Origin of the sequence: Lentilactobacillus sp. SPB1-3 (assembly GCF_026913205.2) — a bacterium.
GTDB classification, from domain to species: Bacteria; Bacillota; Bacilli; order Lactobacillales; family Lactobacillaceae; genus Lentilactobacillus; species Lentilactobacillus terminaliae.
The window spans coordinates 1,020,944-1,039,558 of record NZ_CP168151.1; the positions used below are offsets into that span (position 1 = coordinate 1,020,944).

Below are 18,615 nucleotides of genomic sequence, written 5' to 3' on the forward strand. Positions count from 1 at the left end.
AGAGGATGACAACAATTGAAAATTGCTATTGATGCAATGGGTGGCGATTACGCACCCAAAGAAATCGTTGCGGGAGTTGAATTAAGCCGTGACGAAAATCCAGACATCCAATATGAATTGTTTGGAATAACAGATGAAATCAAGAAATATTTAAAAAATGACCAAAATATTGTGATTACTCAGGCAGACGAAGTTATCGAAATGGGTGAAGAACCCGTTCGAGCAATTCGTAAAAAGAAACAATCTAGTTTAGTTTTAGCCGCTCAATCAGTTAGTGACGGAAAAAACGACGCCTTCTTTTCTGCTGGAAATACTGGGGCCGTTTTAGCCGCTGGCTTATTTATCATTGGTCGGATCAAGGGAATTGATCGTCCAGGCTTAACTACCACTTTGCCAATAGTTAATGGGAAACCAGGCATGTCTGATAAGTTCTTAATGTTAGATGTTGGGGCGAACGCTGATTCAAAACCACTTAACTTGTATCAATTTGCTTTTATGGGAAAATACTACGCTCAAAATGTTTTGAACATTGAAAATCCTAGAGTTGGATTATTAAATAATGGAACAGAGCCTGACAAGGGCGACATGCTTCATAAGGAAGTTCACGAATTACTAGCTGCCAATAAAGACTTGAACTTTATTGGTAACGTAGAATCTAGAGAACTTTTGAATGGGGCCGCTGATGTGGTCGTTACCGATGGTTTCACTGGTAATGCTGCTCTTAAGAGTATTGAAGGTACAGCTTTAAGCATGCTTAGACTTATCAAACATGGCATCACTGATGGTGGTTTGAGAGATAAGATGGGCGCTCTACTATTGAAAAATGTGTTTGGTTCAATCGCTGATCAAATGGACTATTCAAAGTACGGTGGTGCAATGTTTCTTGGCCTAAAAGCACCAGTTATTAAGTCACATGGTGCAAGTAAAGCAGAAATCGTTAAAAATTCGTTAGCTCAGATTAAGACGATTCACGAATCGGGAATGATTTCCGATTTGGTAGATTATGTAAATGATCATCAGGCTGAATTAGACGCAATCAAAGAGAGCGTTAAAAATCGCAAATAATTTGATATAATGACTAAAGTACGTAAATAAAAAATAAATAGGTGTATTTAATGAATAAAGAAGAAGCTTTTAATAAGATTGCTGACATGGTCGCTGATCAATTTAATATTGATCGTTCAAAGATTACTGGTGATTTGAACTTTAAGAATGATTTAGATGCTGATTCAATTGATTTTGTTGAATTCGTTCTTGATTTAGAAGATACTTTCAACGCAGAAATCTCAGATGAAGATGCGGAAAAATTAAATACAATTAACGAAGCAGTAGATTTCGTTATAAAACATCAGTAATTCACAAATCAATCAGATAACTGGTTGATTTAATTATTTTGGAGGAAACAAATGATAACAGGCTTGAATGAAATGCTAAAACGGGATTTCGATATCACCATTAGCAATAAAGATCTTTTAGATGAGGCGTTTACGCAAGCATCATATGTTAATGAACATAAAGATCAAAATCTAAAATTTTATGAACGAATTGAATTTTTAGGTGACGCTGTATTGCAATTGGTAGTATCAGAATACATTTTCAAACGTTATGAGCGCTTACCACAGGGTAGATTGACTCGATTACGGGCCGCAATGGTTAATGAAAAAAGTTTTAGTACATTCGCTAGAGAATGTCATTTCAATGAATACATTCGGTTAGGTAAGGGTGAAGAACGGGCCAATGCACGTGACCGAGATTCTTTATTATGTGATATCTTTGAATCATTTGTTGGAGCACTCTATCTGGATCAGGGAAAAGAATCAGTTGAGAGATTTTGTCATCAAGTGATTTTTCCTAAACTTGACTCAGGTATGTTTGACGAATTCTTTGATCATAAAACCGAACTTCAAGAAGTGGCCCAAGAAGATGGACCAGTCGACATTGATTATGAGTTGATGGAAGAATTTGGCCCAGCTAATGATCGTATGTTCCGGGTTAAGGTTCTCATTGCCGATAAGGAATTTGGTATCGGTGAAGGACATTCAAAGAAGGAAGCCGAACAAAAAGCAGCGCAACAAGCTCTGAAGCACTTCGATACAAGTAATATGAATTTATTGTAGATTGGGGTTTGAATGGTCCTGTGCAATTAAAATCAATTGAAATCGTTGGATTTAAATCCTTCGCGGAAAAAACAAAAATAGATTTTCCAACTGGTTTAACTGGAATTGTCGGTCCTAACGGAAGCGGTAAGAGTAATATCGCAGAGTCCATTCGTTGGGTCCTTGGTGAGCAATCAGCTAAAACATTGCGTGGAACCAAAATGTTTGATGTGATTTTTTCAGGTTCTGCGGATCGTAAATCTCAAAATATGGCTTCAGTAACGTTGACTTTAGATAATGCTGATAATTATATTCAATCTGCATTACCAGAAATCAAAGTTGCTCGGAAGTTGTTTAGAAATGGTGACAGTTCATACTTTTTGAACGAAAAAGAATGTCGCTTAAAAGACATCGTTAATTTATTTATGGACTCTGGCATTGGTCAGGGTTCTTTGTCGATTATTTCGCAAGGAAATATCGATGCGATTTTGAACAGTACTTCTGAGGAACGACGAACGATTATCGAAAGTGTTGCTGGAATTTACAAGTACAAACAACAAAAAATGACAGCACAAAAAGAATTGACCACCACTAGTGACAACTTAGATAGAGTCAATGACATTATTAATGAGCTAGAGCAACGGATAGTTCCTTTAGAGGAACAGTCCAACTTGGCAAATGATTATCTTGATCAAAAAAAGCAATTAACTAAAATCGAAAAGACTAAGTTAATCGTAGATACTCAGAGGTTAATTAATACTGTGGATTCCCTGACTGCGAAACTGAAGCAGTTGTCATCTACTAAGGTAAATTTAACTCAAGAAATAAAAAGTCAGACTAGCAAGAAAATTGAGCTACAATCTGAATTAGAGAGTAACAATTCTCGAGCTGAAGAATTAGAAACTAAGTTAGTGGAAATTTCTAAAAAAATCGAACAGCTAAGAAGCCATAAACAATTAAGTTCGCAACAAGCCTCATTTACCAATGAAAATTTGAAACAAATCGTTGCAACGTTATCTGAGGCGGAAGAAACCAAGAAACAGTTGAGCCAGCAATTTAAAGACTTAGTTGCAAATCAAAATGATGTGAAACAAAAGCTAACACAAGTGCAATCTCAAATCGATGACCTTCAGTCAAAGTTACCGGAAAAATCTTCAAAGGAGCTTGCTGAAGAAATTCAAACTAATCGAGATAAATACATCGATTTGCTACAAAGACAAACTGAATTAAAGAATCAACTGTCTTTGCAAGAGAAAGATAATCAACAATTCAATCAACAAATTAACTCCCAATCTGAGAGAATCAATAATTTAACTGCTCAAGTGAATAGTCAAAAGGATGATTTTCAAGCTGAGAGTAGTAAGCTTGAAGAACTAAAAACTTCTCTTGATCAACAAGAGAAACAATTGACACAAGATAATCAAAATTACACTGCTGCCAAAAATGATTTAAATCAGGCAAATGATGAATGGCTGTCAGCTTTAAGAATTGCTGAGGAGGCCAAGGCCAAGTTAAAATCTTTACAAAATATCCATGATTCATATCGTGGTTATTATTTTGGTGTGTCTAATTTATTAAAACATCGTAACGAATTACCGGGAATTTATGGAACGGTGTCTGAATTCGTTAAAATTCAAAAAGAATATGTGTTAGCAATCGACATCGCTATGGGCGGTAGATCACAAAATATCATAGTGGAAACAAACGATGATGCATCACAAGCAATTCGTTTTTTAACTCAACATAAGTTGGGCCGAGTCACATTGTTACCTCTTAAAACGATTCGTGCTAAGTACATACCTGAATCAATCATCAGCGTGGCAAATAAAAATTCAGGATTTATCGGCATTGCCAGTGATTTAATATCGATTGATGATAAATTCCAACACATCTTTAAATTTTTACTTGGGACCACTATCGTTGCTGATAATTTAAAATCAGCGATTTCAATTAGTGGAGTAATCAATCATGCTTATCGGGTAGTTACTTTGGATGGTCAGGTCGTTAATCCAGGAGGGTCGCTAACTGGTGGTGCGACTAAGAAAAATACTCAAAGTGTTTTAAGCCAGCAAACAGAATTAGATGATTTGAGTCAAGTCGTTGCCGACATGAATCAGAAACTAGTTGTAAAAGAACAACGATTAGCAGAACTCAAAGAGCATGTCGATCAACTTGCCGAACAAGTGTCTGTTACACAAGAACATGAACGACAAGCCCGTCAAAGTGTTGCGATGCAAGAAAATCTGATTCAACAAAAACAAGTAGAACTCAATCAACTAACAAGACAGTTAAAGACCGTAAAACTTGGTTATCAAAACATAATAGCTGATAATGAGACTAACCAAGACCAAGATGTACAAACTAAATTATCTGATACGCAGCAACAATTGCAGTCAATAAATGCGTTGATTGATCAGTTGAGCACTAAGCAAAGTGACGTGCAGAATCTGGAATCAGAACAACAAGCTCAACGACAACAGTTGCATGAACAACAACTACTGTTAGAGCAATCGCAGCGGCAGTTAACCAATGAGTTAATTACTTTGCAAGAGCGCATTGACACAAACGACCGTTTGATAGATGAAAGCACTAGTAAAAAGAAAATCTTGGAAAATCAACTTACTGACCAGCCAACAAAGCAAGAGTTAGATGAGCAAATTAGTAAGGGTATGGTCACAGAACAAGATGTTAAACAAAATCTAGCGAAGATTAAACAAGAGGTCGCAAATACGAATCAAGAAATTGATTCTTTAAACGATACCCTGTCAAATCAACGGGTTAACTTGAGTAATGTTGATAATGAAATTGAAGTAAAAAATAATCAATTGGATAAAGATAAGCAGAGCGTTTCCTACAATTTTGATAAGCTTTTGGAAACATATGCAATGAAAAAAGCAGACGTTGAGAACTTCGACGTCAGTGGTGTCAATATTAGTGAATTAATCAGTCGAATCAACATGCTTCAAAGAGGAATTGAGGAGCTTGGTCCTGTGAACATTGGCTCGATTCAAGAATTTAATGATGTTTCGGCCAGATATAAATTCCTTGATAATCAACGTAAAGATTTAATTACTGCAGAAAACAAATTGCAAAAGACAATGTCATCTATGGATAACACCATCAGCACTAAGTTTGGAAATGCTTTTGAAAAGATTTCGGCAGCATTTTCGAAAGTGTTTGTCGATATGTTTGGTGGTGGCGAAGCAAAATTGGTTTTAACTGATCCTGACGATTTGTTGAACACAGGTATGGATATTATGGTTCAGCCACCTGGAAAAAATTATCGTGCACTAAATTTGTTATCTGGTGGTGAAAAGGCTTTGACGGCAATCACACTATTGTTTGCCATTATAAAAGTCAGTCCAGTTCCATTTTGTATTTTGGATGAAGCAGAAGCTGCTTTGGATCCGTTCAATGCAGATCGCTTCGCACAATATTTGAAGCAATACGGCAGTGACACTCAATTCATTGTTATTACTCATCGAAAAGAAACAATGATCTATGCTGATCAATTGTATGGAATTACTATGCAAGATTCCGGAGTTTCCAAAGTGATAACAGTTAATTTAGATAACATTCAAGAAGAGGTAAAATAATGGGACTTTTTGATATTTTTAGACGACGCTCTAAAGAATCTAAGGAAGAAAAACAGCCTGAAGAAACTGTTAAATCTTCCGAACAATCAGAACAAGAAACAAAGTTGGAGTCAGTGACTGATGCGCAAACGACTGCTGCAGACGCTAATGAAACTGAAGCTGAGAACACGGCTACAGAAGCAACAACAGACAGTACTTCAACTGATGATCAATCTGATGTCAAAGAAAATGAAGAGGCAGAAAAGCCTGTCATGAATGATTCTGAAGAATCAGATTCCTCATTTGATAGTAGTGAAGAAACCAATGAATCATCAACAGAAGAATCAGACAATTCACAAGCCACTGAGACTGTGAGTGAAGGCGATAATTTAGAAGATGTGAGTGATGATTCTGCAGTTGAAGACACTCGAGAAAAAACTACCACTAGACAAGATACTCAAAGTGAGACAATTGCTAACACTGATAGCGAAACAATCACAAACAATTTGGAAACCGAGACTGCTGCTAGTCAAGAAGATACAAATGAATCTGAAGAATCACCTGTTGAGGAGCCAACCAGTGTTGATAATCAGTCCACTGAACCGGACGATACTCAGAAGTTTGATGATACTAAACAGCCCACAGAAGACGGTGCCACGCAATATGAACATGGTCTAGCCAAAAGTCGTTCAACCTTTGGTCAAAGGCTGAACGCATTATTTGCTAACTTCCGAAGCGTTGATGAAGAATTTTTCGAACGTCTAGAAGACATGTTGATAGAATCAGATGTCGGTTTTGAAACTGCTATGAAGTTAACTGATGAATTAAGAGATGAGGTTAAACTTCAAAACGCCAAGAAACCTAAAGACGTCCAAAATGTTATCGTTCAAAAAATGATTGAATTATATGATTCTGAAGGCAACGGTGAAGATAATACTCTTCATTTAGCAAGCAGTGGTCCAACCGTTCTTTTATTTGTTGGGGTTAACGGTGTTGGTAAAACTACTACCATCGGTAAACTAGCAAAACGATTCAAAGATGAAGGCAAAAAGGTTCTTCTAGTTGCCGCTGACACGTTTAGAGCTGGTGCTATTGAACAATTAAATGTTTGGGCACAACGAGACGGTGTCGATATTGTAAAAAAAGAGGCCGGATCTGATCCAGCTGCCTCAGTCTTTGACGGTGTTAAAAAAGCCAAAGCAGAAAATTATGATATTTTGATGGTTGATACTGCTGGTAGACTTCAAAATAAAGTCAATTTAATGAATGAGTTGGCTAAAATGAAGAAAATACTGACTAGAGAAATTCCTGACGCTCCGCATGAAGTGTTGCTAGTCCTAGATGCTACAACTGGTCAGAATGCTATGACGCAGGCCAAAACGTTTAAGGATACAACTGATGTGACTGGTATCGTGTTAACTAAGCTTGACGGTACTGCCAAAGGTGGTATTGTGTTAGCAATTAGGAATGAATTACATTTACCAGTTAAACTTGTCGGTTTAGGTGAAAAGGTTACTGATTTGGCAGACTTTGATGCAAATAACTTTATCTATGGATTGTTCAAAGGGTTATTTAAGGATTAATAGCTGTAAACGATCTTGATGACTGGTGAGAATTAGTTGATGTTAGTTAGCTAATTCTCACTTTTTTGCTTTAATTGACTTGCTCAATAAAAATCAGTACTGTAAACTAATGTGGAACCGGAAAGGAAGCAATTATGGAACTAGAAAAAAACAACTATATAAATTCCTTGTTTGCTTTTTATGAACCGCTTTTAACCGGTAAGCAAGCTAGTTATCTGGAACTATACTATGCTAATGATTATTCTCTGGGAGAAATTGCTGAAGAGTTTAGTGTCAGTCGGCAAGCCGTCTACGATAATATCAAACGGTCAGAAAAAATCTTAATTAGCTATGAACAAAAACTAAACCTATATAAGAATTACACAGACCGTAATTCAAAATTAGATCAAATTCAGGCATATGTTCAATTGAACTATCCTAATGATGCAGAACTAAATAAATTAATCAGTTCGTTAGAAACAACTGAAGAAGAATGAGAGTGGTGTAAATATGGCATTTGAAGGCTTAACAGAGCGTCTTCAAAACGCAATGAAGAAGCTTCGTGGTAAGGGTAAGATCAGCGAAGCCGACTTAAGAGAAACGATGCGTGAAATCAGATTGGCTTTATTAGAAGCCGATGTTAATTTTACGGTCGTTAGAAATTTTGTTAAAACTGTCCAGGATCGTGCTAAAGGGGCAGACGTTCTTGAAGGGTTAAATCCTTCCCAACAAATCATCAAGATCGTTGACGAAGAGTTAACTAAGATGATGGGTGAGGAAGCTGTACCGCTAAACAAGGCTCCTAAGATTCCAACCATCATTATGATGTCCGGTCTTCAAGGGGCTGGTAAAACCACTACTGCAGGTAAATTAGCCCTTAAATTAAAGGATGAACAGAACGCTCGACCTTTATTAGTTGCCGATGACGTTTATCGTCCTGCCGCAATTGATCAATTGCAAACAGTTGGGGAACAAATTGATGTTCCTGTATTTCAATTAGGAACAGATGTTGATCCCGTAGAAATTGCTAAACGTGGTGTTGCTCATGCCATTGAGAACCACAATGATTATGTAATTATTGATACTGCTGGTAGATTGCAAATTGATGAAGCCTTGATGGGTGAACTTAAAAACATTGAATCAGAAGTTAAACCAAACGAAATTTTGTTGGTTATCGATTCAATGACCGGACAAAATGCAGTTGCTACTGCCGAAGGATTTAACGATGCTTTGGATATCACTGGTGTTGTTTTAACCAAATTAGATGGTGATACTCGTGGTGGTGCTGCTTTATCAATTAGAGCAGTTACTGACAGGCCAATCAAATTTGTTGGTCAAGGTGAAAAGATGACTGATCTGGATGTCTTTTATCCAGATCGAATGGCTTCCAGAATTTTGGGTATGGGAGACATGCTTTCCCTTATCGAAAAAACTCAAAAAGATTACGACGAGAAAAAGGCTCAAGAGTTAACTGAAAAGATTCAAGAAAATAGTTTTGATTTTAACGATTTTCTCGATCAAATCAGTCAGATTCAAAAAATGGGACCATTAGAAGATATCATGAAGATGATTCCAGGAATGGCCAATAATCCTGCTCTTCAAAACGTAAATATGGATCCTAAGGATATGGAACATATCAAGGCCATTGTTTACTCAATGACTGAACAAGAACGTGAAGATCCAGATGTATTAAATCCTTCACGCCGTCGCAGAATTGCTGCTGGTTCTGGTAGACCGATCCAAGAGGTTAATCGGATGATCAAGCAATTTAATCAAATGAAGAAAATGATGAACCAAGTCTCTAAAGGTAACATGTCTGGTATGGAAAACATGATGAATGCCACGGGCATGGGTGGCGGAAGTGGACTTGGATCTAAGATGTCTAACTTAGCAATGAAACAAATGAGCCGTAAACTACGCAAAAACAAGAAAAAGCGATTAAAGTCTAAAAAGAAACGCAAGTAATTATCAATATTTATCAAGGGTTTGGTGGTGTAAAGAAAAAAACCTTTACAACCGTTCAAATTGTTGGTATATTATAATACGTTAAAAGATTATAGGAGGAATAAACATGTCTGTTAAAATTCGTTTAAAGCGCATGGGTTCAAAGAAGCGTCCATTCTACCGTATCGTAGTTGCTGATTCACGTAGCCCTCGTGACGGACGTTTCATCGAAAACGTCGGAACATACAATCCATTAGTTGAACCATCAAAGGTAACTTTGGAAGAAGATTCAATTCTTAACTGGTTAAACAATGGTGCACAACCATCAGATACTGTTCGTAATATCTTATCTGATGCTGGCATCATGAAGAAGTATCACGAAGCTAAATACTCAAAATAGTAAAGTGAGTGATTCTACGACATGGTTAATGTTGATGAATTAATAAAAACTATAATTGAACCACTGGTTGATGATAAAGATGATATTAGAATTAGTCATCAGGAAACTGATCGGTTTAATGAATATCATCTTCATTTAAGCGATGATGATGTCGGTCGAGTAATCGGCAAGCATGGTCACGTAATTCAAACAATCAGAACACTGGTTTACAGTGTCCCTGTTTCAGGTTCAAAAAAAGTGCGTCTTGTTGTTGATGACGGCAAGAAATAAAAAGTTCTTATTCGAAACGGTGGTTTTGTTTAAGAGCTTTTTTATTATCTATCGATATAAATATAGGAGATATAATTTGAATTATTTTAACGTTGGTAAACTAGTTAACACTCAAGGCATCAAAGGTGAAGTTCGGGTCATTTCAACCACGGATTTCCCGGACCAAAGATTTAAAAAGGGAAACCACGTTTTTGTGGATGATGAACAAACTCATTCAATGATTCAGTTAGAAATTGATGGGGTTAGAAGCCAAAAGAACTTTATCATTCTACATTTTAAAGGCTATGATTCAATTAACGATGTTCTCAAATTTAAGCCTGCTATTTTAAAAGTTGATGAGGATAGCTTGTCAGACAACGATTTAGCAGACGGAGAATACTACTATCACCAAATTATCGGTTTAGATGTTGTCGAAAACGGCACTGTCATTGGTACAGTCAAGGAGATTCTTGCGCCTGGTGCTAACGATGTCTGGGTAGTTAAACGAGACCATAAATCAGATTTACTATTGCCTAAAATTGATTCCGTTGTAAAAGATGTGGATCTTGATAAAGGCATTATAAGCGTTGAAGTTCCGGAGGGGTTAGACGATGAAGATTGATGTTTTAAGCCTATTCCCAGAAATGTTTGCGGGACCTATGCATGATTCTATAATTGGTAAGGCTATCGAAAATAATATTATTGATTTCAACGTCACTAATTTCCGCGAATTTACCACAGATAAGCATAACCACGTTGATGATTATCCATTTGGCGGTGGGGCAGGTATGTTGCTACAAGCTCAACCCATTCTCGATGCATTCGAACATACTCAACAAGAAGCGCAGGCCAAAGGAATTCCTGATGGTAAAGTCATTTTAATGGATCCAGCCGGAAAACAATTCAAGCAGTCTGATGCAGAATCACTTGCTAAGTCTGAACATCTAACATTTATTTGTGGGCATTATGAAGGTTATGACGAACGTATTAGATCTATCGTCACTGATGAGTACTCATTAGGTGATTACGTGCTAACTGGTGGGGAATTACCAGCAATGGTCATGATCGATGCCATTTCTAGACTTATCGATGGTGTATTAGGTAACAACGAATCAGCTGTTACTGAATCATTTTCAACTGGTCTTTTAGAAGGGCCTCAATATACACGTCCTGCCGAATTTAGAGGTATGAAAGTCCCAGATGTTCTCATAAGTGGTGACCATAAGAAGATATTCGAGTGGAATCAAAAGGAATCGTTGAGAAGAACATATACTAGACGACCTGATCTAATCGACCACCAAAAACTTACTGCTATTCAAAAAAGATTGTTGTCTGATGTTAGAATTGAAGAGGAAGAGAAGGGAAATAAATAAAAATTTCCCTGACAAGAAAATTCTCTTTACAGACAATCGCGAATTATGATACACTAACATCTGGTGTAAACCGTAAATCAACATTCCGCTGTCGAGTAGATAATGAATGCTATCGAAAGGAAGATTTTAGTCATGAGACAAAATCAATTAATCGAAAAGCTTAACAACGACCAATTGCGTAGCGACATTCCAGAATTCCGTACTGGTGACTCTGTTAAAGTTTACGTTAAGGTTGTTGAAGGTACACGTGAACGTATCCAATTGTTCGAAGGTGTTGTAATCAAACGTAAGGGTTCAGGTATCCAAGAAACTTATACTGTTCGTAAGATCAGTAACGGTGTTGGTATCGAACGTATCTTCCCATTACATTCACCACGTGTCGACAAAATCGAAGTAGTTCGTCATGGTCGTGTTCGTCGTGCCAAACTTTACTACTTACGTGCATTACAAGGAAAAGCTGCTCGTATTCCTGCATCACGTCGTGCAAGATAAGCTTTACCGAAAAGAGGTCAAACCCAATTTACTTGGGTTTCGGCCTTTTTTGTTTATATTTATTAATTTTTTGAAAACGGAACCAATCCATGATTGATAATCTGGTATGATTAATAAGGATAAGGGGGTGTGGACTTGATTAGTGCAGCAGATAAAAATTTAAATTGGTTTTTAAAGTATTTAAAAAATGAACGAAAGTATTCTGATGAAACTGTTTCATCTTATCAAAGAGATATCCAAGCTTTTATCAGTTTTTTAAATCAAACTAACCAAGAAGACGCTTCAATTCTTAAGGTAGACGCGTATGACGTCGAGGCATATTTAACTAACCTTCACGATCATGAGTATTCAAAAAATTCAGTTGCACAGAAGGTTTCGGCCCTTAGAACGTTTTATAACTACCTAATTAAAAATGATTTAGTTTCGGTAAATCCATTTGAATATGTGCATTTAAAAACAGAGAATAAAAAATTGCCAAGGTTTTTCTATCAATCAGAAATGCAGGCGTTATTTGATAGCGTTGAAAAAGATGATGAGAATCCATTAAGCTCAAGAAACCTCGCGTTGCTGGAGGTATTTTATGCCACTGGAATTCGAGTTAGTGAATGTGCAGGAATTACCCTTGACAGAATCGATTTTACTAATAAAATGATGTTAATCTTCGGAAAGGGAAACAAACAACGGTACGTCCCTTTTGGTGAACACGCCAAGAATGCCCTCAATAATTATCTACCTGTGAGGGAAAAAATTATGGTGGATCACAATGAAGATCATCAGTATTTATTTATTAATCATTACGGCAAACCAATTAGTGCTCGTGGGATTGAATATGTATTGAACGACATCATTAAGAAAAGTAGTCTAAGTTCCGATATTCATCCCCATATGCTGCGCCATACCTTTGCTACAGCGATGTTAAATAATGGTGCTGATATGCGGACGGTTCAAGAATTATTAGGGCATGCTAGTTTGTCATCGACCCAAATTTATACTCATGTAACGAAGTCTCATCTAATGCATGACTATAATCAATTCTTTCCCCGCTCAAATAAAAATCAAGAATAGGAGTTCATTTAATTTATGCCAGTAAAATTTGAAGCAACTACAATTTGTGCCGTTCGACACAATGGTCACCTAGCAATGGCCGGAGACGGTCAAGTCACTATGGGTGAAAAAGTAATTATGAAGGGAACTGCCCACAAGGTTCGTCGGATTTTTGACGGTAAAGTCGTCGTTGGATTCGCCGGCAGTGTTGCAGATGCCTTTAATCTAGAAGAGCGATTTGAAGCTAAGTTAGGTCAATATGATGGTGATTTAAAACGTGCTTCTGTTGAATTAGCTCAAGACTGGCGCAAGGACCAAGCATTACAAAAACTAGAAGCGCTTTTAATCGTTATGAACGATAAAGATTTACTTCTTGTTTCTGGTTCCGGTGAAGTCATTGAACCAGACGACGACATTTTAGCTATCGGTTCAGGTGGTAACTTTGCTTTAGCAGCTGCAACTGCCATGAAACACCATGCTGAAAATATGAGTGCCAAAGAGATTGCTGAGGCTGCTATCCATATTGCAGGTTCTATTGATATCTTTACTAACCAAAATGTTATTTCAGAAGAGTTGTAGGAGGAATAAATAGTGGACGAATCACAAATCACCCCAAAACAAATTGTTGAAACATTAGATCAATACATCATTGGCCAAAATGATGCTAAAAAAGCCGTTGCGGTCGCTTTAAGAAATCGCTTCAGAAGAATGCAGTTGTCTAGTGATATGCAAGATGAAATTTCTCCTAAGAACCTGTTGATGATCGGACCTACAGGAGTTGGTAAGACTGAAATTGCTAGACGTTTAGCTAAAATTGTCAAAGCACCATTTGTTAAGGTTGAAGCTACTAAATTTACGGAAGTTGGTTACGTTGGATCAGATGTTGAATCAATGGTCCGTGATTTAGTTGAAAATGCGGTCAATCTTCAACGGGAAGAAGCATATAAAAACGTCCGTGTGGATGCTGAAATAGAAGCTAATAACCAACTAGTGAAACTATTGGTTCCTGCCAAGAAGAAAGAAAATAACAAGAATGACATGCAAAATCTGATGAGCATGTTCTCTGCAATGCAAAAAGGTGAAATGCCAACAGACAGCGCCCCTGAAGAAGACATCACAGATGATGTGCGCGAACAACGTATGTCTACTTCAGAAAAACTTCGTGCCGGATTACTAGAAGACAATGAAGTTAAAATCAAGGTTGATGACCCTTCAAGCAATCCTGCTGGCCAAAATAGTATGATGAACCAAATGGGAATCGACTTGAATGATACTTTATCTGGCCTAATGCCTAAGAAGCAAATCGAAAGAACTGTGACTGTTAGAGAAGCGCGTGATATTTTGGCTCATCAAGCAGCTGAAACTTTAATCAATCAAGCCGATCTTTATCATGATGCCATCACTAGAGCAGAAAACACTGGAATCATCTTCATTGATGAAATTGATAAGATTACTGGTGGTAATTCTAATAACTCTGGTGAAGTATCACGAGAAGGTGTTCAAAGGGATATTTTACCAATTGTTGAAGGTTCTCAGATCAATACTAAGTATGGATCAGTTAACACCGATCATATCTTATTTATTGGTTCAGGAGCGTTTGCGACAAGTAAACCGTCTGATTTAATTCCAGAGCTTCAAGGTCGTTTCCCAATTCGAGTGGAACTTGATGACTTAAGCAAGGATGATTTTGTTCGCATTCTAACGGAACCAACTAACGCTTTGACTAAGCAATATGTTGCCTTGATTGGTACTGACAACATCAATATCACATTCACCATTGAAGCTGTGAACAAAATTGCAGAAATTGCATCAGATGTTAACCATAATACAGACAATATTGGTGCCAGAAGATTACACACCATCCTTGAAAAATTATTGGAAGATATTCTTTACGAAGGCCCTGATATGCAAATGGGTGACATTACTATTACCGAACAATATGTCGAAGACAAGGTTGGCAAATTAGCTGGTAATAAGGATCTTTCAAGATATATCCTATAAAATTAGAACTAGGGGTGCGGGGAAACGATGATTAGACTTACAAACGACTATTTAACGGTGTTAATTAACCCATTTGGTGCCGAATTAACTAGTGTTAAGTCAAGTGATACAGAATACATTTGGACGGCTGATAAGCAATACTGGGGGCGTCATGCACCCATCTTATTTCCAATTGTCGGCCGGCTTAAAGACAACCAGTATCAGTATCAGGGTGAAACATATCAAATGACTCAGCACGGATTTGCTAGAGATAACGAATTTCAAGTAGACTCACAGACTGATGATCAAGTCACCCTGAGTTTGACTCAGAATTCTGAAACACTAGCTAAATACCCATTTAAATTCAAATTAACGGTTAAATATGAGCTTAGAGATCATGAACTCAGTGTTTCAATGACGGTCACAAATATCGATGAAAAAGAAATGATTTTTCAACTAGGAGCTCATCCTGGATTTAATGTGCCATTTAATCCTTTCGAGGGGGGCTTCGATGATTACCATATTCGCTTTGCGCCGCAAAAAGATTACACTAGGGTGCCATTAAAACCTCCTTACAGTGATCCTGACGATACCTCAACGGTTGATCTAAGAAAGCCGGTGGAGTTGAACCACGAGCTATTTAACCAAGATGCGCAGGTATTTGAACTCGATGGGGAACAAGTAACTTTACTCTTGGGTAATAATTTGAGTGAAACAGGAGTTTCAGTTCATATTGATAATGCTAAATATGTTGGTGTCTGGTCACCATATCCCAAGGAATCACCATTCGTTTGTATTGAACCATGGTGGGGCCTAGCTGATACGATCAATGCAGATGGAAACTTGGAACATAAATTTGCTACCAATCGTTTAGCACCACAGGATAAATTTACTGGAAAATACGAAGTAACATTTTTTTAACATTTACAGAGATAAAAAATAACCGGTCTAGTTATCAGAGAAAACTCTGAAGGCTAGATCGGTTATTTTGATCGACTCAACAAAACATATGTTCACAATAGAATTAATTGTGTTATGATTAGTTGTCGTTATTAGGAGTTCAGTAGCATCATGCTACATGAACAATAAAAAATCAGTGGAATTATATCCACTGATTTTTTGTGACTCGAAGTTAATTTAAATTATTTTTTTGATTTATGAAGCCAGTAGTATAGTCCAAACGATACGTTATTTTCAGTTCCGTGCAACATTCTAATAACATTTTCCCAATGGCGATAGATAATGAAAATTGTGAGGACAGAAGCCAAGATACTCAGCAAGATATCATGAGTGAAAAAGATAATGATCGTAATTAGTATAAAGGCCACAATGCTGGCAAAACTAACGGTACTTGAGATAAAAATCAGGAATAACCACATTGAGATGGCAATGATAAACAAGACAGGTTGGTATGCTAGCAGCATTCCGGCACTCACGGCCACTGCTTTGCCACCTTTGAATTTATCAAAGATCGAGAAGGTATGGCCTAAAATGGCCATCAAACCAAAAACCAACGGTGTTATGGTATGATTCCCAAAGAATGTTGGAAGTAAGGTGGCGACGACACCCTTTGAAATATCCATAATCATTACGATAGTTCCTGCAATTGGACCTAAAACTCGATAAGTGTTTGTCGTACCAATGTTTCCAGAGCCGTGTCTGCGAATATCGATTCTAAAAAAAAGCTTACCGATCCAAACTCCACTAGGGATAGAACCTAATAAATATGCCAAAATCAACATTATTATAATTTCGTATGTACTATTATTCACTTTAGAACCTCGTTAATTATCAATTTTTAGTTTTCACAAGCAAGAGTTATTTTAGCATTTTTCTAAAGTTTAGCCAATAAAATTCGTTTTCAAAGCCGTTGTTTTAAGGTATTATGAAATAGATTGCAAGTAAAGGAGTCAGAATAAATGTCAAAGCAAAGCCAAAGTTACGATGATTCCTCAATACAAATTTTAGAGGGACTGGATGCTGTTCGTAAACGTCCAGGAATGTATATTGGATCAACTGATGCAAGGGGATTGCACCATTTGGTCTATGAAATCGTTGATAACGCTGTTGACGAAGTGTTATCAGGTTTCGGTAAAGAAATTAACGTAACCATTCACGAAGATAACAGTATTACTGTTGTTGACCACGGTCGTGGTATGCCAGTAGGTATGCATAGTTCCGGTAAGCCAACGGTGGAAGTTATCTTCACTCAATTGCATGCAGGTGGTAAATTCGGCCAGGGTGGTTATAAAACCTCAGGTGGTTTGCATGGAGTAGGTGCGAGTGTTGTTAATGCTTTATCATCTTACGTAAAAGTAGATATTATTCGTGATGGCTATCGATATGAAGAAGTATTCGAAAATGGCGGTCACGTAGCTAAACCATTTAAAAAAATTGGTAAAACTAAAGAATCTTCCGGTACAACGGTAACGTTTAAGCCAGATCCAAAAGTTTTTACCAGTACCGTATATAATTTTGGAACAATCGCAGAAAGAATGCGCGAAGCAGCCTTTCTGTTAAAAGATACTAAAATAACTCTAACTGACGAAAGAACGAACCCAATCACTGAAGAAGAATATCACTTCAAAGATGGAATCAAAGAATTTGTCGGTTACTTGAACGAAGACAAGCATACATTGGGAAACGTGATGTACTTTGACGGCTCTAAACAAGGCGTCGAAGTTGAAGTCGCGGCCCAATATAACGACGGTTATTCTGAAACCCTACTTTCGTTCGTTAATAACGTTCGGACTAAAGATGGTGGAACTCATGAAGCCGGACTTAAAAATGCTTGGACTAAAGCTTTCAATGAATATGCCCGCAAGGTCAATTTGCTGAAGGATAAAGATAAAAATCTTGATGGTGCAGATGTTCGAGAAGGATTATCTGCAGTTATTTCATTGCGCGTTCCTGAAGAATTGCTTCAGTTTGAAGGCCAAACGAAGGAAAAATTAGGAACACCAGAAGCAAGAGCCATAGTAGATAGCGTTGTTTCGGAACAACTCGGCTATTACCTAATGGAAAATGGGGAGTTTGCCCAAACATTGGTACATAAGGCACTTAGAGCTCGCCAAGCTCGCCAAGCTGCCCGCAAAGCCCGTGACGAAAGTCGAAACGGCAAGCATAAGAAAAAGCAGGAACGGTTACTATCAGGTAAACTAACTCCTGCTCAATCAAAAGATTCTAGCAAAAACGAATTGTTCTTAGTCGAAGGTGATTCGGCTGGTGGTTCTGCCAAACAAGGTCGTAATCGTCGTTATCAAGCCATCCTGCCTCTTCGAGGAAAGGTTCTTAACACAGAACGTGCTAAGCTTGAAGATATTATGAAGAACGAAGAAATCAACACCATGATTTATACGATTGGTGCTGGAGTTGGTGCAGACTTTGAAATTAAGGATGCTAACTACGACAAAATCATCATCATGACCGATGCCGATGATGATGGAGCCCACATTCAAATCTTATTATTAACCTTCTTCTACAAGTACATGCGTCCAATGATCGAAAGTGGGCGAGTATTTATTGCCTTACCACCTCTATATCGTCTACAAAAGGGATCTGGCAAGAAAACGCGTACTCAATATGCTTGGACAAATGAAGAACTTGATAAACTCTCCAAAGAATTTGGTAAGGGCTACAGTCTTCAACGGTACAAAGGTCTTGGAGAAATGAATGCTGATCAGCTTTGGGAAACCACTATGGATCCTGATACTCGAACTTTAATTCGCGTTAGAATCGATGATGCAGCTTTAGCAGAGCGTCGTGTCACCACGCTAATGGGAGATAAAGTTGAGCCTCGCCGTCGTTGGATAGAGAACAATATTAAATTTACCCTTGAAGAAGATGGGAGTATTTTAGACAATACTTCAGATCAGTAGGAGGCACAATTAATTGAGTAAA

At 37.5% G+C, this 18,615-nt stretch carries 18 protein-coding genes; 17 read left to right on the plus strand and 1 reads right to left on the minus strand.

Annotation, left to right across the window (positions count from 1 at the left end):
* Positions 1-15 precede the first annotated feature (15 nt).
* The 16 genes from plsX (at position 16) to O0236_RS05235 (ending at position 15,636) form a co-directional block, all read left to right on the plus strand.
* Entirely contained in the window at positions 16-1,065 is a 1,050-nt protein-coding gene (gene plsX, locus O0236_RS05160; RefSeq protein WP_268913040.1) for a phosphate acyltransferase PlsX, read from the plus strand.
* A 50-nt stretch (positions 1,066-1,115) separates the two neighbouring features.
* The gene (gene acpP, locus O0236_RS05165) at positions 1,116-1,355 is read left to right on the plus strand and encodes an acyl carrier protein (protein ID WP_268913041.1); all 240 of its coding nucleotides are present in this window, start codon (positions 1,116-1,118) and stop codon (positions 1,353-1,355) included.
* Between the two features lie 51 nt (positions 1,356-1,406).
* Complete coding sequence (gene rnc, locus O0236_RS05170; RefSeq protein WP_268913042.1) at positions 1,407-2,117, plus strand: ribonuclease III; 711 nt, start codon at positions 1,407-1,409, stop codon at positions 2,115-2,117.
* Between the two features lie 20 nt (positions 2,118-2,137).
* Positions 2,138-5,692 (plus strand): chromosome segregation protein SMC, encoded by a 3,555-nt coding sequence (smc, locus tag O0236_RS05175; protein WP_268913043.1) that lies wholly within the window; start codon positions 2,138-2,140, stop codon positions 5,690-5,692.
* Positions 5,692-7,254: a signal recognition particle-docking protein FtsY gene (gene ftsY, locus O0236_RS05180; RefSeq protein ID WP_268913044.1), complete on the plus strand. Its 1,563-nt coding sequence runs from the start codon at positions 5,692-5,694 to the stop codon at positions 7,252-7,254. The genes smc and ftsY overlap by 1 nt, the downstream gene beginning before the upstream one ends.
* 134 nt (positions 7,255-7,388) lie before the next feature.
* The gene (locus O0236_RS05185) at positions 7,389-7,730 is read left to right on the plus strand and encodes a putative DNA-binding protein (protein WP_268913045.1); all 342 of its coding nucleotides are present in this window, start codon (positions 7,389-7,391) and stop codon (positions 7,728-7,730) included.
* A 13-nt stretch (positions 7,731-7,743) separates the two neighbouring features.
* On the plus strand, positions 7,744-9,198 hold the full coding sequence (gene ffh, locus O0236_RS05190; protein ID WP_268913046.1) for a signal recognition particle protein: 1,455 nt from the start codon (positions 7,744-7,746) through the stop codon (positions 9,196-9,198).
* 106 nt (positions 9,199-9,304) lie between these two features.
* Positions 9,305-9,577, plus strand: a complete 273-nt coding sequence (gene rpsP / locus O0236_RS05195) for a 30S ribosomal protein S16 (protein WP_268913047.1) — start codon at positions 9,305-9,307, stop codon at positions 9,575-9,577.
* Between the two features lie 21 nt (positions 9,578-9,598).
* Complete coding sequence (locus tag O0236_RS05200; protein WP_268913048.1) at positions 9,599-9,847, plus strand: KH domain-containing protein; 249 nt, start codon at positions 9,599-9,601, stop codon at positions 9,845-9,847.
* A 76-nt stretch (positions 9,848-9,923) separates the two neighbouring features.
* Positions 9,924-10,448: a ribosome maturation factor RimM gene (gene rimM, locus O0236_RS05205; protein WP_268913049.1), complete on the plus strand. Its 525-nt coding sequence runs from the start codon at positions 9,924-9,926 to the stop codon at positions 10,446-10,448.
* The gene (gene trmD / locus O0236_RS05210; RefSeq protein ID WP_268913050.1) at positions 10,438-11,199 is read left to right on the plus strand and encodes a tRNA (guanosine(37)-N1)-methyltransferase TrmD; all 762 of its coding nucleotides are present in this window, start codon (positions 10,438-10,440) and stop codon (positions 11,197-11,199) included. Before rimM ends, trmD begins: the two co-directional genes overlap by 11 nt.
* 132 nt (positions 11,200-11,331) lie before the next feature.
* On the plus strand, positions 11,332-11,691 hold the full coding sequence (gene rplS / locus O0236_RS05215; RefSeq protein WP_268913051.1) for a 50S ribosomal protein L19: 360 nt from the start codon (positions 11,332-11,334) through the stop codon (positions 11,689-11,691).
* A 129-nt stretch (positions 11,692-11,820) separates the two neighbouring features.
* Complete coding sequence (gene xerC / locus O0236_RS05220; RefSeq protein ID WP_372791005.1) at positions 11,821-12,756, plus strand: tyrosine recombinase XerC; 936 nt, start codon at positions 11,821-11,823, stop codon at positions 12,754-12,756.
* 15 nt (positions 12,757-12,771) lie between these two features.
* Positions 12,772-13,314: an ATP-dependent protease subunit HslV gene (gene hslV / locus O0236_RS05225; RefSeq protein WP_268913052.1), complete on the plus strand. Its 543-nt coding sequence runs from the start codon at positions 12,772-12,774 to the stop codon at positions 13,312-13,314.
* A 12-nt stretch (positions 13,315-13,326) separates the two neighbouring features.
* Positions 13,327-14,736 (plus strand): ATP-dependent protease ATPase subunit HslU, encoded by a 1,410-nt coding sequence (gene hslU, locus O0236_RS05230; RefSeq protein WP_268913053.1) that lies wholly within the window; start codon positions 13,327-13,329, stop codon positions 14,734-14,736.
* Positions 14,737-14,763: 27 nt separating this feature from the next.
* Positions 14,764-15,636 (plus strand): aldose 1-epimerase family protein, encoded by an 873-nt coding sequence (locus tag O0236_RS05235; RefSeq protein WP_268913054.1) that lies wholly within the window; start codon positions 14,764-14,766, stop codon positions 15,634-15,636.
* A 221-nt stretch (positions 15,637-15,857) separates the two neighbouring features.
* On the opposite strand, the gene plsY is transcribed toward O0236_RS05235, so the two are convergent.
* Positions 15,858-16,487 carry a glycerol-3-phosphate 1-O-acyltransferase PlsY gene (gene plsY / locus O0236_RS05240; protein ID WP_268913055.1) on the minus strand — a complete coding sequence of 210 codons (630 nt, stop codon included), beginning with the start codon at positions 16,485-16,487 and terminating at the stop codon, positions 15,858-15,860.
* Between the two features lie 147 nt (positions 16,488-16,634).
* On the opposite strand from plsY, the gene parE reads away from it, so the two are divergent.
* Positions 16,635-18,593: a DNA topoisomerase IV subunit B gene (gene parE, locus O0236_RS05245; RefSeq protein WP_268913056.1), complete on the plus strand. Its 1,959-nt coding sequence runs from the start codon at positions 16,635-16,637 to the stop codon at positions 18,591-18,593.
* The last annotated feature ends 22 nt before the right edge of the window (positions 18,594-18,615 follow it).

What these genes read in the sequence shown, in the direction of transcription:
- O0236_RS05185 (WP_268913045.1), top strand. Translation starts at nt 7,389, where the DNA reads ATGGAACTAGAAAAAAACAACTATATAAATTCCTTGTTTGCTTTTTAT.
- rpsP (WP_268913047.1), top strand. Translation starts at nt 9,305, where the DNA reads ATGTCTGTTAAAATTCGTTTAAAGCGCATGGGTTCAAAGAAGCGTCCA.
- trmD (WP_268913050.1), top strand. Translation starts at nt 10,438, where the DNA reads ATGAAGATTGATGTTTTAAGCCTATTCCCAGAAATGTTTGCGGGACCT.
- rplS (WP_268913051.1), top strand. Translation starts at nt 11,332, where the DNA reads ATGAGACAAAATCAATTAATCGAAAAGCTTAACAACGACCAATTGCGT.
- acpP (WP_268913041.1), top strand. Translation starts at nt 1,116, where the DNA reads ATGAATAAAGAAGAAGCTTTTAATAAGATTGCTGACATGGTCGCTGAT.
- ffh (WP_268913046.1), top strand. Translation starts at nt 7,744, where the DNA reads ATGGCATTTGAAGGCTTAACAGAGCGTCTTCAAAACGCAATGAAGAAG.
- ftsY (WP_268913044.1), top strand. Translation starts at nt 5,692, where the DNA reads ATGGGACTTTTTGATATTTTTAGACGACGCTCTAAAGAATCTAAGGAA.
- O0236_RS05235 (WP_268913054.1), top strand. Translation starts at nt 14,764, where the DNA reads ATGATTAGACTTACAAACGACTATTTAACGGTGTTAATTAACCCATTT.
- rnc (WP_268913042.1), top strand. Translation starts at nt 1,407, where the DNA reads ATGATAACAGGCTTGAATGAAATGCTAAAACGGGATTTCGATATCACC.
- O0236_RS05200 (WP_268913048.1), top strand. Translation starts at nt 9,599, where the DNA reads ATGGTTAATGTTGATGAATTAATAAAAACTATAATTGAACCACTGGTT.
- parE (WP_268913056.1), top strand. Translation starts at nt 16,635, where the DNA reads ATGTCAAAGCAAAGCCAAAGTTACGATGATTCCTCAATACAAATTTTA.
- hslV (WP_268913052.1), top strand. Translation starts at nt 12,772, where the DNA reads ATGCCAGTAAAATTTGAAGCAACTACAATTTGTGCCGTTCGACACAAT.